A 14690-nucleotide genomic window follows, 5' to 3' on the forward strand; every position below is an offset into this window, starting at 1 on the left:
TTCCAGAAAAGTTTGCGGCTCCTTTCCGTTCGCCCGATGCTCTAATCGACCTATCGCAGATATATGCGCTGAGGATCAAGTTCACGAAGCAGGTGGAGTTCTTCCGGCGAGGGTGGCTCGCTGGTTTCAAGATTGTCAGGGACTTCTGGCAAAAACGACATGTTGGCAAGCACATCGTCAATCGAAACATCAGGGTGCAATGATTTTACCGAGAGCCGCCTTGTTTTCGGATGGAAGTCGAAAGTGCATAAATTGGTTATGACCTCGAGCACGCCGCCAGTGATCAAACCTGATGCCGTGCGCGTCATGTTGCCGGATAAAAATCCCGGACTGGTGATAAAATCGACGGCTTCAACGAAGCGTTTGCGTTCGTGAGGCATGATCACGATTGTCTTGACGAGGCTCGATATATCGTTGCCGCCACCGCTGCCGGGCAGGCGCGTGGTCGGGCGCTTGGTATCGCCCAGATAAGAGCTGTTGACGTTGCCATATTGATCGATCTGCGCGCCGCCGATGAAGCCGATGTCGACATAGCCGCGCTGTAGCAAAGCCAGCACATCGGTCGCGTTGAGGAGCATGTTGGCTTTTTCTGCCGTGCGCATCTCATTGGTCGAAAGCGGCAATTGCCCCGGCTGGATGAAAGGTCCAATGATGCCGCCTTCGAACAGGATGGTCAGATGTGGTGCGTGGCGGTTTTGCGCCAATGTTGCTCCCAACAGCGGCACCCCAACGCCTGCGAATATAATCTGGCCATCAGACATTGCGCGCCCGCACATCACGGACAGCAATTCCGACGTCGTATAGCCTGGCTCGGTTTTCACGGTTCCCATCCTGCGTTCCTATGCCTTGCTGTCGAGGCCGAGATTTCGAACGAATTCACTCCAGTTTTTCGGCCCGAAAACATGTTCGCGCATATAGGCCAGCGCGGCATCGACACCGCCTTTGCGGGTCTTTTCGGAGTATTCGCCCATGATCTCGTAGTCCGGGTAATAGTGACCGGCGCATTCATGTGGTGCTGCGCCGAAGGGACACTCCACCACCGCATCGACGGCCATGAATGGAATCCTCGTGTGGTCGGGAGCCGCACGGATCTCGTCGTTGGAGACAATTTTCTCGGTGGTCAGGATTACCCTGTCGGCGGCCATGGCAATATCGGCGTCCATGAAGGGCAGTCCGTCATACTGTGCGTTGCCATAGACATCGGCTCGCTGCACATGAATAAGCGCGACGTTGGGGTTCAGTGCCGGCAACAACATTACCTCGTCGCCGGTATAGGGGCAGCGCATCGTCTCAAGCGGGTTTTGCAGCGCCGCTGGCATGTCTGATCCCATCATCACCCGTGTTGGAATGAAGGGTAAACCCATTGCGCCGGCGCGATACATCATGCCGAGGCTCATATGGCTCCATTCCTCATAGATGACCTTGCCGTTCTCGACGTAATCGCGCATCACCCGTGACAAGCCCCAGATGATGCCCTGGCTGAACCAGCTCGTCATGTATTTGTCGACGCATCCGCCAGCGAGAAGGAAATCTCCCTCGGTCGAAGTGATACTGCGCGATACGGTGAGATGGCGTTTTTTCTGACGCACCAATTCCCAAACGAGAGCGAAAGGCGTGCGCGAAAACGTATTGCCGCCAATCGCGACATGATCATGATCGTTGATTGTCGCCACTGCTTGCGACAGGCTCACGACTTTCTCGCGCAGGCCGCGATCACGCTTGGCAAGACGCTGGCGCAGGTCAAGGTAAGGAACTGCCTCCGAGGCGGTCGTCATTTGTCACTCTCCTTACAAGTCAATCAGCGGCTTCATTCGAGTGTTATTATGATGTTGTTTTTCGCGTCGAGCCGTGCGGTTCCGTCAGGTGGGATGGCGCATGTGGTGTCATATTCTTCAACGATGCAGGGGCCTTTGCGAGGTTGGGAAAGGGCAGAGCGCGCAATGATTGCGGTATCCAGCCAGCCATGCTCACGGCCGAAATAGACCTTTCGCGAGACCTTTTCGGATTTGAGATCTCCGCTATGCTCCTGCGGCTTGCCGGGTTTGGCCGCACCGGGGCGGGTTGCCAGCCCTGCGACCTGAATATTGATGACCTGAACCGGTTCATCAAGAGATGCACGATGCCCATAAGTTCTTTCGTGCTCAGCACCGAAGGCCTCTTCGATCACGGCCAGATTTTCCTTCGACAAGGGGCCGTCAGGAAGTGCAATGCTTATTTCGAATGTCTGGCCCTTGTAGCGCATATTGGCGAAGCGCTTGAGCTGCATTTCATGCTCGGCAAATCCATCAAGACGTAACTGGTCGCGGGCTTTTTCATCAAGCCGCGCCCAGCTTTCCAGCCACACGTCCGGTTCGACTTCACGCAACAGACGCCGCACCGTTTCGCTGTAATAGTGCTCGACGTCGGCATGCAGCAGCCCGTAAGCCGAGAACAATCCGGCCGAGGGTGGAACAAGGATCGTCTTGATGCCAAGCTCGCTTGCCATGCCGGCGGCAAACAAGGCACCGTTACCGCCCAGCGCAAATAGTGTGAAGGTGCGCGGGTCGCGGCCGCGTTCCGACGAGACTGCCTTGATGGCGCGAATCATGTTGGAAATGGCTATCTGGCGCGCGCCGTAGGCGGCGGTCGTCACATCGACACTGAGTGGTTGCGCCAACAGCCGGTCGAAATGTTCGCGCGCGCGCGCGGCGTTGAGCTTCAGCTCACCACCGACCAGGTAATCCGGGTTGATATAACCGAGGATGACGTTGGCATCGGTAACCGTCGGGCGTTCGCCGCCTCGGTCATAACAGACCGGGCCGGGGTGCGCGCCTGCGCTTTCGGGGCCGATCTGCATCGAACCGCCAGCATCGATCCAGATGGTCGATCCACCGCCGGCACCCACTTCGGCGACATCGATGGCCGGGACCGCGAGCAGGTAGCCGCCTCCGGTGAGCAATCGAGATGAGATCATGATGCCGCCGCCGACCGAATATTGCTGCGACAGGACAAATTCGCCGTTCTCGGCAACCGATGCCTTGGCGGTCGTGCCACCCATATCGAAACTGATAATGTCGGGATAACCGCTTTCCACTGCATGGCGAACCGCACCGACGACGCCCGCTGCCGGACCCGATTCAACGATATTGACGGGCTTGAGCGAGGCTTCTGCCGCGGTGGTGAGGCCGCCATTCGATTGCATCAGAAGGATCGGCGCCTTCATGCCTTCACCGCGCAGCGTGTCGCCCAGATTTTGCAGATAAGACGCCACGATGGGCATGATGTAGGTGTTGACGACCGTTGTGGATGTCCGCTCATACTCTTTCATCTGCGGCAGTACGTCGAAACTGATGCTGTAAGGAAGGTTGGGGGCGAGATCGCGTATGACCTCAGCGATCAGCTGTTCATGTGCCGGATTGGCATAGGAGTTCAAAAGACAGACAGCGATGCCTTCCACCTGTTCGGCCAGCAGGCGTTGAACCGTCGCCTCGACTTCGGCGCGTGACAGTGGCGTGGTGATCTCGCCCTTCGCGTTCACCCGTTCATCGACTGTCAGCCGCAGGTAACGCTCGACCAGCGGAGCCGGTTTATCCCAATGAAGGTCGTAAAGTTTGGGCATGCGCAGATTGCGAATTTCGAGAATGTCGCGAAATCCCTTTGTGGCAATCAACCCGATGCGCGCACCCTTCAGTTCGAGGATCGTGTTCGAACCGACGGTGGTGCCGTGCAGGAACTCGCTGATACGGTCGATGCTCAAACCGGCGGGCTCAAGCGCACCGGCCAATCCCTCGGTGATGGCTCTTGCGTAGTTATCGGCGGTCGATGACACTTTCTTGGTGAAGGTCTCACCTTTTTCGTTGACCACGACAAGATCAGTAAATGTTCCGCCGATATCAATACCGACGCGGCATCCGGCCAATTTTGGTTTGTCCAACATTGCGTTCTTCCTGAAAATTTGTTTTCGGCCTCAATTGCCCCAGTTCACAAATTCTGCCGCTTCACCGCGCGCGACAGTCATCTCGGCGCGTAGTTGCGTTGTTGCCGAATGATCGATTGCAAGAACCTCTTCATCCAGAACGACGCCGTAATCCTCTCGTGCAGAATTGCGGCTGACGAGTTCGTCCCGGACATCCTTCAACACGGCCGCCGGATCTCGTTCGAGCGGATTTCCCCAACCGCCGCCGCCGGGAAGCACGTAGCGAAACTCGTCGCCCTCGCTGACATTGATCGTGACCTTTGAACCGATGGTGTCGTTGGTCGTATTTGGATTGAGACTGACCGAGCCCGGCTGGCCCGCCTTGCCGCCGTAAAGCCCGTAGGGGCGAACGGTTTGCCGGTCGGCGCGGATCTGCAGGATCGCGTCGGGGACATTTATTCGATAGTCGCGATAGAATGGCGCGCCGCCACGGAATTTCCCCGCACCACAGCGATCCATGGCAAATTCATAGCCAAGAATTTCGATCGGATGTTCTGACTCGATCTGCTCGACTGATTGCGAGGCCATATTGACGAAGATATTGGAGATACCGTCGATGCCGTCCGCCCAGGGACGACCGCCCCATGTGCCGCAGGAAAAATCGACATAGACAAAACGCTCGCCGCCGGGGTCGAAACCCGCAACAGTAACGCCGACATTGCCGCCGTCTGAAGCTGCGAAAACCCGATCCGGCACCATTTTTGCCAATGCACCAAAGGCACAGTCAACCATGCGAAAGCCTGTCAGTGCGCGCGCCGCACAGGCTCCCGGCATCGCGACATTGGCAATAGTGCCTGCCGGTGCAATCGTCTTGATGATGCGAAAGACGCCATCATTATTGGGGATTCCACCGGGAAGGATCGAGCGTAGAGCAGTGTATGATGCGGCTTCGGTTACCGAAAGCGTGCAGTTGATGGCGCCTTTCACTTGTGGCGCGCTGCCCGTCCAATCAAACTCAACGGTTTCCCCCTTTTTCCTGACGGTGACGAACAACCTGATCGGGACGCCGATATCCATACCGTCGTCATCTATCCAGTCTTCGAACGAATATTCGCCATCCGGCAGTTCGCTCAAGGCGGCTCGCGCCAACCGCTCGGTGTAGTCGGTAATCTCATCCATATGGGCGCGAGATGCGCCAAGTCCGTAGCGGGTGGTCAGCATCAGCACTTTGCGCTGGGCAATTTCGCAGGCGGCAAGTTGTGCACGGAGATCGCCAAGGAGTTGGACCGGCAAACGCACATTTGTTCTGATCAGGGTCCACAGCGCCTCGTCATTTCGACCCGCGTCGATCAGTTTGAGCGGTGGAATGCGCAGGCCTTCCTGGAATATCTCGGTCGAATTGACGGAGTTTGAACCGGGTACGTGACCGCCGACATCGACATGATGGGCGGTCGTCGCAGCAAAGGCGATAAGCGTCTTGCCGGAGAAAATCGGCTTGAGAATAAAGATGTCGGGTAAGTGCATGCCGCCCTCGAACGGGTCGTTGAGGACGAACACGTCACCATCGTTGATGTTGCCACGGAACTTGTTGATCACGGCTTCAAGGGCAGTCCGGATCGAGCCGAGATGGACTGGCAGGGTCAATCCCTGTGCCACAAGGCGACCTTCGGCATCCGCAATGCCTGTCGAGAAATCCATATTGTCGCGCAAAACCCCTGAATAGGTCGTGCGACAAATGGTGACCGCCATTTCGTCGGCGATGGAAAACAACTCGTTCTTGAAGAGCTCGAAGTTGATGAATTCATCGCCTTCCGGCTCGGCTGCGGATGGATACGTCATCACACACTCCCTACCTGCGCATTCTGTCGTAAGTAAGTATTCTTTTACAACGAACATTGTCAATGGCCCGCAAGCCAATAAATGGGCAATTTCGTGCCTTCGGCTGATGATGATCCCTGAAAGTGGAGCTGTCATCGCCGTGGGAAAAGCGGAATTTGTGGGTGCAAAGCCATGCCTCGATCTCGCTATGTGCGAGAGGGTGCGGCGGGACGCTCGTGAACGAATTTCGGGCAGAAAGCCGCCGCAGACCCGAGTTGTCGTGGCGGCACTGCTATCAGAGCGGTTCAGCTTTTGAGGAAATCATCGAACCGCTCCAAGTATTTGTTTTTATGTGATTTCAAGCGGAAAACGCACAAGGTGAATTGGAGGAGGCGTTTCAGGCTGAATCGCAAGGTGGCCGGGTTATTTCTCCGACACACCTGCCTCGTCAAAACTGGCCATGTGTGCGTGACATTCGAGTGCCGAACGCACGATATTGATGGCAAGGCACGCACCTGAACCTTCGCCCAGCCGCATTCCCATATCCAGTAGCGGGGGCATGCCAAGCGCCTCAAGCAGATTGCGATGGCCTGCTTCGGCGGAAACATGAGCCGCCATCGTGTGAGCAAGGGCCGTTGGATTCAGCTTTGCCAGTGGTGCGACTGCGGCGGTGCAGACGAAGCCGTCAAGTAGCACTGGAACGCCGTTATGGCGGGCGGACAGTGTCGCGCCAAGGATGGCTGCAAGTTCGCGCCCGCCAAGGCTGGCTGCAATTTTGAGCGGGTCGTTCAATGCAGTTTCATGGCGCTTCAGGCCTGCATCGATGGCAGTTATTTTTCGGGCAAGCCCGGCATCATCGACGCCGGTTCCGCGTCCGGTCCATTTTTCGGCGTTACCGCCGAACAAGGCCGCACAAAGCGCGGCAGCGGGTGTGGTGTTGCCAATTCCCATCTCGCCGAAGCAGACAAGGTCGAGGTCTTTCGTCACCATGTCGTAGCCGGTTGAAACTGCTTTCAAAAACGCCGTGTCGTCCATGGCGATTGTTTGGGTGAAATCGCCGGTTGGTTGTTCGAGTTCAAGCGGAACCACTTCAAGTTCAGCACCTGCAACACGTGACAATTGGTTGATGGCAGCACCACCGCCAGCGAAATTCGCCACCATCTGGACAGTTACCTCGGAAGGGAAGGCGGATACGCCTTGGGCGGTGACGCCATGATTGCCTGCGAAAACCAATACTTTCACGCGCTCCAGCCTTGGCATGTCGCGGCTTTGCCAGCGCGCCAGCCATTCGGCGATGCTTTCCAGACGCCCGAGGCTGCCTTGCGGTTTGGTCAGCGTGAGTTGCCGGGCTGCGACGGCTGCGGCGGCTTCAGGGTTTCCAGCCGAAAGTTCGAGGCAGGCCGAGCGAAGTTCTTCAAGCGATTTAAAAGGCATAGCGGGATAATCTCCAAAAGTGAATCAGGTAAGAACAACGGAGGCGACCAACAGGATTGCGATCTCCGAAAGCTGTTGCAATGCGCCGAGCGTGTCGCCGGTTTGACCGCCGATCTGGCGCAGGCAGAGTGCGCGAAAGGTAAAAAATATCGCGCCAATCACAAGAACCGCAGCAAATGCGCCGTTCAAGCCAAGGCAAAGCAGTGCGATGAAGCCGATTGCCAGACTGATGGCCGCAGTTTGTGCTGTGACGGCACCTGCACCTGACGAAAGCCCGTCCGTGCGGGCAGGTGGCAAAACATGCATGAAGCCGGCAAGCAAGCTGCGTGAGGCAGCGTGGGCCGCAACGAGTGCCAGGAGGACATGAACTGGCTCTGTCAGTTCGGCAAGGGCGCTCCAACGGAGCAAAATCGAGAACAGGAGTGTGCTGGCACCATAAGCGCCGATGCGGCTGTCGCGCATGATTTCGAGTTTTTTGGCCTGCGTCTTGCCGCCGCCAAAACCATCGGCAACATCGGACAGGCCGTCTTCATGCAGACAGCCGGTAACAAGTACGGTTGCGGCGAGCGAAAGCGCTGCTGCCGGTGCGGTTGAAAGGCCGAATTTTGCGGCAAGCGCATAGGTGCAAGCACCAATTAGCGCGACGGCCAGACCCGCGAAGGGCGCTGCCCAGATGGCGGTTGCGAGTTTACGGCCCTGAAAATCCAGCACCGGCAACGGAAGGCGCGTGAAAAAGACGAGGCAGAGCGCGATGTCGTCAAATATGCGGCGGGGCGAGGGCATTTGAGCTATTCGCCCCGCGCTATGGCATGGAAAAATGTGCCGGTGACATGGCCGCGCTGCCCCCGGAAGGCCCTACGGCGTTGCCTTGACCGTCCGCGAGATCGGCTAGCGGCTGGTCAATGCCGTGGTCAATTGTCTTGGCGTAATGAAATTCGTGGCCGCGCACGACTGTGTCCTTTTTTCCGATCGGGCAATCGGCAAGAAGCCGTGCCTGCCTGTAACCAAGATGCATTTTGCGTTTGGCAAAGCTGGTGGTGTGGCCAAGCAGAGCGAGCATGGCGTGGGTTGTTCCGCCAGCATCTTCCAGCGCCTCACCCAGCACCATGAAGCCACCGCACTCGCCATGAACCGGCTTGGTTCTCGCGAAAGTCTTCATGCCGGTTTGAAAATTGGTCGCTGTTGCAAGACGACCTGCGTGCAGTTCGGGGTAGCCGCCGGGAAGCCAGCAGACATCGCAGCTTTGATCGGGTGCTTCATTTGCCAATGGTGAAAACGGTATGATCTCGGCACCGCAATCATGCCAGTGATTGGCTGAATGCGGGTAAAGGAAGGTGAAAGCCACGTCCTGCGCCAGCGCAATGCGTTGGCCAGGAGGCGGCAGAGCACAGGCGAAATCGCCAATTGCTGGTGTTAGCGGTGTTGCCAACTCCATCACCGCATCGAGGTCGATTGATTTTTCGACCATATTGGCAAGCAGATCGATGAAAGCCATCAGGTTTTCATGTTCGCCTGCCTGTACGAGACCGAGATGGCGTTCAGGCATGGTGAGCGCAGGATCGCGCAGGATGGCACCGACGACCGGCAAGCCAAGCGTCTCTATGGCTTCGCTGCATAGTTTGCGGTGCCGCTCGCTGCCCAACCGGTTGAGCACAATTCCGGCTATGCGCACGTCTGGATGATAGGTGGCAAAGCCCTTGGCAACGGCGGCGACCGTGGTGGATTGGCCTGACACATCAAGCACCAGAAGCGTGGGGATGCCATAAAGCGCGGCGAGGTCGGCGGCGGAACCCGAGCGGCCCGCAACGCCGGGAATGCCATCGAACAGGCCCATTGCGCTTTCGATCACGACGAATTCGGTATCCGAAGCGGCGTTTTGGGCAAGACCGTTGAGCAATGCTGGAGCCATTGCCCAACTGTCGAGATTGACGCCGGAAAGGCCAGTTGCAGCGGCGTGAAAAGCCGGATCGATATAGTCGGGGCCGGATTTGGCGCCGCGCACGCGAATGCCCCTTCGCGCCAGCGCCCGCAAGATACCGATGGTGACACTGGTTTTGCCGGAGCCGGAGCGCGGCGCACCAATGATGATGGCGCGTGCGTTCATGATCTGCCTGCCAGTTGCTGGCGCAATGCGACGATTTCTCCAACGACAATCAGGCCCGGCGAGGCGAGGCCCGCTGAAGTGGTTTCATCGGCAATCATTGCCAGAGTGGAGGTGACAATGCGTTGCCGGGGTGTCGTTGCTGCCTCGATGACAGCTGCCGGTGTTGATGGTGCAAGGCCACCTTCAATCAGCGATGCGGTGATGAGTGCCAGGTTGCTCATGCCCATATAGACGACGATTGGCTGACCGGTGCGGGCAAGGGCATGCCAGTCGAGATCGTCGCCGGTGCCTGCGCCGTGGCCTGTCGCCAGGATCACCGCCTTGTTGATGCCGCGCATGGTGGTGGGAATGCCGGCGGCCGCCAGCGCGCTAAGCCCGGAAGTGAGGCCGGGAAGGATGCGGAAAGGAATGTTTTCGCCCGCCAGCGCCAACGCTTCTTCTCCGCCTCGCCCGAAAAGGAAGGGGTCGCCGCCTTTGAGCCGCAGGACCTTGCGCCCATCATGCGCCAAACGAACGAGCAGGGCGGTAATGTCGTCCTGCTTCATCGAGGGTTTGCCGCCGCGTTTTCCGACGAAGAAATGCTCGGCGTTTTCGGCCACCGCAACGATTTCGGGCGAGACAAGAGCGTCGTAGACAAGGGCGTCGGTTTCGCCCAGTGCTGCCAACACTTCCAGTGTCAGGCAACCGGGATCGCCGGGGCCGGCACCAGCCAACCAGACTTGACCGGCTTCAAACGGGTGCGGATTGAAGTTCAAACGCGCGAGTGCGCGCTCGGCCGTTCTCTTGGTGTTTTTGTTTTCGGTGGCTGCGCTCATAGCGTGTCTCGTCCGCGAAAACGGCGCTGATAGGAGGCGTCATACAGCGAGCTTTCCGTGAAATTCTCGGCTGCAAGCGACTTGCCAACGAAAATGATGGCGGTGCGTTCGATCGGGTTTGCGGCAAGCTGGTCTTCAATGGTTGCGAGCGTGCCGGTCAATACGCGCTCGTCCGGCCATGAGGCGCGAAAGACGACCGCAACGGGACAATCCAAGCCGTAAAGGGGCGCAAGTTCGGCCACGACCCGATCGATGGCGTGAATGGCAAGGTGAATGGCAAGCGTTGTGCCCGTGCGGCCAAACGCGGCCAGGGTTTCATCCGGCGGCATTTTCGAGGCGCGGCCCGACATGCGCGTCAATACCAGACTTTGGGCAATTTCGGGGATGGTCAGTTCGCGCCCAAGGGTCGCGGCAGCGGCAGCGAAGGCAGGCACGCCCGGTGTCATGGTGTAGTCGATTCCATGCTTTTCCAACCGACGGATCTGTTCGGCGACGGCGCTCCACATCGAAAGATCGCCGGAATGCAGGCGGGCAACGTCATGGCCTGCCTTGTGGGCGGAAATATATTCGGCTTCGATTTCGTCCAACGACATGGGAGCTGTATCGATGAGCCTGGTACCGGGCGCGCAATGTTGCAGCAATTCGGGCGACACGATGGACCCGGCGTAGAGACACACGGGACAAGTGGCGAGGCGGTTTGCGCCGCGCAGCGTGATCAGGTCGGCGGCGCCTGGACCCGCGCCGATGAAGTGGACGGTCATAATGCCTCTCCAGATACGGCAATTGCGCAAGTGACAGGCCCAAGAACTGTGCGGGGCCGAGCAAATGGGCATGCTGGCCGGCTGCTGCCAGTGCAGCCGTTTCAGATACCGACGGTGTGCCGGACACTGCCATGGAATATGCGGAGCGGGTCAGGCCGCGCAGCGAAACCATTTGAAGGGCTGCGGCATCCACCAGAAAAACAGGAAGTTGAAATTCCTGACCGGCCGCGAAAATGGCATTTTCGTCAGTCTTGAATTTGGCGGTGGCCAAACCCGAAAGGGATGCGCGGGAAAGGCTGTGAACTTGAAGGGCCGTTTCAACAGCGGCAATGATTTGCTCAGTGCTGACGCCGCTGCGGCAGCCGATGCCTGCTACCATCATGATTTCATCCAATTCCATTGCGTGATCGGCATTGCCGGACGCCAACCCTGCATCGCGCCGATGGAGCCAGCGCGGGCAATAGCGATGCGGGTCAATTCACCGCCGAGCGATGCGTGGCGGGCAAGCAGCATTGCCTCCATCTCAAGCGTGACAGCATTGGCAACGAGGCGTCCGCCAATGGGCAAGGCTTTGATGGCAGCGTCGAACACGCCGTAATCGGTACCGCCACCGCCGATGAAAATGGCGCTTGGTGTTTCCAGTCCCGCCAGTGCCTGGGGGGCTTCGCCCTCGATAATTGTCAAGCCGGGCACGCCGAAAGCATCTGCGTTGCGCCCGATACGGGCGGCGCGCTCGCTATTCGCTTCGATGGCGATGGTGCGCATCGACGGATCGGCCAGCATCCATTCGATGCCAATGGAACCGGAGCCGGCACCAATGTCCCACAAGAGTTCGCCGCGCCGGGGGCCAAGGCTGAAAGCGTGAGAGCGCGAACCTCGCGTTTGGTGATCTGGCCATCATGTTCAAACAGGTCGTCTGAAAGCCCTGCGGCAAGCGGAAGGATGCGCGCCTGCGGGGTTGATTCAATTTCCAGCGCCAGAACATTCAGAGGATTGATGTTTTCGAAATTGAAGGCATCGGCACGGCATGTCCGCGCTGCCTCGTTGGGCCCACCAAGCGCTTCGAGCAACGTCAGGCGACTGGGACCAAAGCCGAGTTCGACAAGCAGGCGGGCAATTGCCGCTGGTGCATCGCCATCGGATGTCAGCGCGATGATGCGGGCGCAGGGGTGAAGCAGCGGCCGGATCAGGTCGAGCGGGTGAGCATGAAGAGAAACGGTTTCAATGTCTTGCAGCGGCCAGGCGAGGCGAGCGGCGGCAAGCGAGAAGGCCGAAGGTGCGGGGATGACATGCATGTCTGCCGGGAGCACATATCGCGCGAGAGTGACGCCGATGCCGTGCATAAACGGATCGCCCGAAGCAAGCACGCAGACCTTGCGGCGGGCAAGAGCCAGCACATCGGTCATCTTGGCGTCGAATGGAACCGGCCAGGGTTGAGGCTTACCGCTGATGAGAGAGGCGGCTAGTTCAAGATGGCGCTTGCCGCCAAAGACGAAGTCGGCGCGGGCGATTGCCTGCTTGGCGTTGTCGCCCAGACCCGCTAAACCATCTTCGCCGATGCCGACGACTGTCAGCCATGCAGCGTCAGCGGCGTGTGTATTGTTTTCAGCAGGCATGATGACCCACCGCATTTTGATCCTCGGAGGAACGAGCGAAGCGCGGCAACTGGCTGCCAGATTGGCTATGCGCGCCAATGTCGAGCTTGTCTTGTCTCTGGCGGGGCGCACCGAAAATCCGGTCGCGCAGAACGTGCCAACGCGAACCGGCGGTTTTGGTGGTGCCGACGGGCTGGCGACTTATTTGAAACAACACAGGGTCGATCTGCTGATTGACGCGACGCATCCCTATGCCGCGCAAATTTCTGCCAATGCGGCCATCGCGGCGATGACTGCGGATGTGCCGATATTGGCGCTTCGCCGTCCCGGATGGTGCGTGGTTGATGGCGACAGATGGACGATTGCCGAGGATGTCACCGCCGCAGTTGTGGCGCTGGGTACGGTCCCGCGCCGCGTTTTTCTGGCACTTGGCCGCCAAGAGGTCGGAGCTTTTGAAGCGGCACCGCAGCACCATTATCTCGTGCGCAGCGTCGATCCGGTCAAGCCGCGGCTCAACGTGCCGGATGCGCACTATATTCTGGCGCGTGGTCCGTTCGCGGAAGCAGATGAGCGGGCGTTGCTGATCGAGCACGGCATTGATGTGATCGTGTCCAAGAACAGTGGCGGTGCGGCAACATATGGCAAGATCGCTGCCGCCAATGCACTTGGAATCGAAGTCGTGATGATCCGCCGCCCGCAATTGCCGGACGTTGTTTGCGCCGCAAGTGTCGAAAGGCTTGTGGAATTGGTCGATCATCGGCTTGGCCTTGTGGCGGAGCGCGGCGTGTAGACCAGCGCCGGTTTGTCGCCGCGCCTGATGATGCGGGTTTCGGGCGAACCGATGATGATGCAGGTTGCCATGTCGGCCATTTCGGGTGCAGCCTCGGCAAGCAGGCTGACATTGATGTGTTCATCCGGGCGTCCGGCGGCGCGCCCGAAGATGACGGGCGTGGTACCGGGCAAGATTGCGGTGAGACATTCGAAAGCCCGTCCAAGCTGCCAGGGGCGAGCCTTGCTGATCGGATTGTAGAGAGCGATGACAAAGCCGGCACCTGCCGCTGCCAGCAGGCGCAATTCGATAAGATCCCACGGCTTTAGATTGTCGGACAGCGAAATGGCACAGAAATCATGGCCAAGTGGTGCGCCGATGCGGGCGGCGACGGCGAGCATGGCGGTGATGCCCGGAACAACAGCGATATCTATGTCGTTCCACGCGGCCGGGCCTGTTTCGATTGCCTCGCAAATGGCCGCAGCCATGGCGAAAACGCCCGGATCGCCGCCCGATATGACGGCAACATTGTGGCCCGCCGAAGCTTTCTGCAACGCTTCATTGGCGCGGGAAAGCTCCTCGCGGTTGTCGGACGCTACGCGTGCCTGGTCGTGCCGCAGATCAAGCCGGTCGAGATAGGGCTTGTAGCCGAAGAAGAAACTGGCATCAGTGACGGCGCGGCACGCCTCCGGCGTTATTTGATCGGTGTTGCCGGGACCAAGCCCGATGACGGTGAGCCGGCCAGTCATAGAACTAGTCCCGATGCGAGTTCGCCCGGTCGGTTCACCCAACCGGCCACCAATACGATGCTGAAATAGGGTGCCTGATCGTCGGCTTTTTCCATGAGCCGTATCGATGAGCCATTGGTCATGGTGCCGCGCTCGACATAGACGGCCTTGTCCAGCTTGCCCGCCGTTTTCAGTGCGCGCCTTATCTTTGGCAGGTTGCGCCCGACTTTCATGATGACGGCGGCGTCGGTATCGGCAAGACGGCGCGTCAGCTCGAATTCGCTCATCGTGCCGGGAAGCACACTCAGGACATCGTCGCCTTGTACGATGGGTTGGCTGGTTGCCGACCAGCAGCCGGACATTGCGGTAACGCCGGGAATGACCTCGGTGGGAAAGCGATGGGCAAGCCTGACATGGAGGTGCATGTAGGAGCCGTAAAAAAGCGGATCGCCTTCGGATAGCACGGCAACGGTACGCCCCGCGAGCAGATGTTGCGCAACAGTTTCAGCCGACTGTTCATAGAAGGCGAGGATCTGCGCCTTGTAGTCGTCATGATCCTTGTCGATCTCGGTGGTGACGGGGTAGTGCATCGGCAGTTCGATGACACCGGGTTTCATGTGCCCATCGACGATGGTGCGTGCATTGCCATTCCCGTTGCGTTTGGCAAAATGGGCAACCACGTCTGCCTGCGCCAGCGCCCGCACTGCCTTCAGAGTCATCAGTTCGGGATCGCCGGGTCCGGTGCCGACACCGATCAGCCTGCCTTGCATC

The 14690-nt window shown here is 58.8% G+C and carries 11 protein-coding genes and 3 pseudogenes; 1 reads left to right on the top strand and 13 read right to left on the bottom strand.

Features of this window, described 5'->3' with window-relative positions; translation table 11 throughout:
- Nucleotides 1-50: 50 nt before the first annotated feature.
- The 11 genes and pseudogenes from AC0L7S_RS14630 to cbiE form a co-directional block, all read right to left on the bottom strand.
- Nucleotides 51-830 (bottom strand): CoA-transferase subunit beta, encoded by a 780-nt coding sequence (locus AC0L7S_RS14630; RefSeq protein ID WP_473471711.1) that lies wholly within the window; start codon nucleotides 828-830, stop codon nucleotides 51-53.
- 9 nt (nucleotides 831-839) lie between these two features.
- Nucleotides 840-1775 (bottom strand): CoA transferase subunit A, encoded by a 936-nt coding sequence (locus tag AC0L7S_RS14635; RefSeq protein WP_473471712.1) that lies wholly within the window; start codon nucleotides 1773-1775, stop codon nucleotides 840-842.
- A 32-nt stretch (nucleotides 1776-1807) separates the two neighbouring features.
- Nucleotides 1808-3916 (bottom strand): hydantoinase/oxoprolinase family protein, encoded by a 2109-nt coding sequence (locus tag AC0L7S_RS14640; protein ID WP_473471713.1) that lies wholly within the window; start codon nucleotides 3914-3916, stop codon nucleotides 1808-1810.
- 30 nt (nucleotides 3917-3946) lie between these two features.
- The gene (locus tag AC0L7S_RS14645) at nucleotides 3947-5734 is read right to left on the bottom strand and encodes a hydantoinase B/oxoprolinase family protein (RefSeq protein ID WP_473471714.1); all 1788 of its coding nucleotides are present in this window, start codon (nucleotides 5732-5734) and stop codon (nucleotides 3947-3949) included.
- Nucleotides 5735-6136: 402 nt separating this feature from the next.
- Complete coding sequence (cobT, locus tag AC0L7S_RS14650) at nucleotides 6137-7147, bottom strand: nicotinate-nucleotide--dimethylbenzimidazole phosphoribosyltransferase (RefSeq protein ID WP_473471715.1); 1011 nt, start codon at nucleotides 7145-7147, stop codon at nucleotides 6137-6139.
- A gap of 24 nt (nucleotides 7148-7171) precedes the next feature.
- A complete protein-coding gene (gene cobS, locus AC0L7S_RS14655; protein WP_473471716.1) occupies nucleotides 7172-7930 on the bottom strand; it encodes an adenosylcobinamide-GDP ribazoletransferase in 759 nt (252 codons plus the stop codon).
- A 5-nt stretch (nucleotides 7931-7935) separates the two neighbouring features.
- A pseudogene (locus AC0L7S_RS14660) lies at nucleotides 7936-9251 on the bottom strand (cobyrinate a,c-diamide synthase).
- Entirely contained in the window at nucleotides 9248-10066 is an 819-nt protein-coding gene (gene cobA / locus AC0L7S_RS14665; protein ID WP_473471717.1) for a uroporphyrinogen-III C-methyltransferase, read from the bottom strand. Before cobA ends, AC0L7S_RS14660 begins: the two are co-directional and overlap by 4 nt.
- Nucleotides 10063-10827 (bottom strand): precorrin-4 C(11)-methyltransferase, encoded by a 765-nt coding sequence (gene cobM / locus AC0L7S_RS14670; protein ID WP_473471718.1) that lies wholly within the window; start codon nucleotides 10825-10827, stop codon nucleotides 10063-10065. The genes cobA and cobM overlap by 4 nt, the downstream gene beginning before the upstream one ends.
- 109 nt (nucleotides 10828-10936) lie before the next feature.
- Nucleotides 10937-11227: pseudogene (locus tag AC0L7S_RS14675) on the bottom strand (cobalamin biosynthesis protein); the annotation flags it as partial.
- Nucleotides 11206-12443 (bottom strand): annotated as a pseudogene (gene cbiE / locus AC0L7S_RS14680) (precorrin-6y C5,15-methyltransferase (decarboxylating) subunit CbiE). The pseudogenes cbiE and AC0L7S_RS14675, both read right to left, overlap by 22 nt.
- Before the next feature lies 1 nt (nucleotide 12444).
- Here cbiE and AC0L7S_RS14685 point away from each other — a divergent pair.
- Nucleotides 12445-13212, top strand: coding sequence for a cobalt-precorrin-6A reductase (locus AC0L7S_RS14685; RefSeq protein WP_473471719.1), 768 nt, complete (start codon nucleotides 12445-12447; stop codon nucleotides 13210-13212).
- On the opposite strand, the gene AC0L7S_RS14690 is transcribed toward AC0L7S_RS14685, so the two are convergent.
- On the bottom strand, nucleotides 13176-13940 hold the full coding sequence (locus AC0L7S_RS14690) for a precorrin-3B C(17)-methyltransferase (RefSeq protein ID WP_473471720.1): 765 nt from the start codon (nucleotides 13938-13940) through the stop codon (nucleotides 13176-13178). The genes AC0L7S_RS14685 and AC0L7S_RS14690 overlap by 37 nt on opposite strands.
- Entirely contained in the window at nucleotides 13937-14689 is a 753-nt protein-coding gene (locus tag AC0L7S_RS14695) for a precorrin-2 C(20)-methyltransferase (RefSeq protein WP_473474311.1), read from the bottom strand. The genes AC0L7S_RS14690 and AC0L7S_RS14695 overlap by 4 nt, the downstream gene beginning before the upstream one ends.
- Between the last annotated feature and the right edge of the window lies 1 nt (nucleotide 14690).

Source organism: Mesorhizobium sp. G2-6-1 (genome assembly GCF_055809095.1).

What these genes read in the sequence shown, in the direction of transcription:
- AC0L7S_RS14695 (WP_473474311.1), bottom strand. Translation starts at nt 14,689, where the DNA reads ATGCAAGGCAGGCTGATCGGTGTCGGCACCGGACCCGGCGATCCCGAA.
- AC0L7S_RS14640 (WP_473471713.1), bottom strand. Translation starts at nt 3,916, where the DNA reads ATGTTGGACAAACCAAAATTGGCCGGATGCCGCGTCGGTATTGATATC.
- AC0L7S_RS14690 (WP_473471720.1), bottom strand. Translation starts at nt 13,940, where the DNA reads ATGACTGGCCGGCTCACCGTCATCGGGCTTGGTCCCGGCAACACCGAT.
- cobT (WP_473471715.1), bottom strand. Translation starts at nt 7,147, where the DNA reads ATGCCTTTTAAATCGCTTGAAGAACTTCGCTCGGCCTGCCTCGAACTT.
- AC0L7S_RS14630 (WP_473471711.1), bottom strand. Translation starts at nt 830, where the DNA reads ATGGGAACCGTGAAAACCGAGCCAGGCTATACGACGTCGGAATTGCTG.
- cobM (WP_473471718.1), bottom strand. Translation starts at nt 10,827, where the DNA reads ATGACCGTCCACTTCATCGGCGCGGGTCCAGGCGCCGCCGACCTGATC.
- AC0L7S_RS14685 (WP_473471719.1), top strand. Translation starts at nt 12,445, where the DNA reads ATGACCCACCGCATTTTGATCCTCGGAGGAACGAGCGAAGCGCGGCAA.
- cobS (WP_473471716.1), bottom strand. Translation starts at nt 7,930, where the DNA reads ATGCCCTCGCCCCGCCGCATATTTGACGACATCGCGCTCTGCCTCGTC.
- AC0L7S_RS14635 (WP_473471712.1), bottom strand. Translation starts at nt 1,775, where the DNA reads ATGACGACCGCCTCGGAGGCAGTTCCTTACCTTGACCTGCGCCAGCGT.
- AC0L7S_RS14645 (WP_473471714.1), bottom strand. Translation starts at nt 5,734, where the DNA reads ATGACGTATCCATCCGCAGCCGAGCCGGAAGGCGATGAATTCATCAAC.
- cobA (WP_473471717.1), bottom strand. Translation starts at nt 10,066, where the DNA reads ATGAGCGCAGCCACCGAAAACAAAAACACCAAGAGAACGGCCGAGCGC.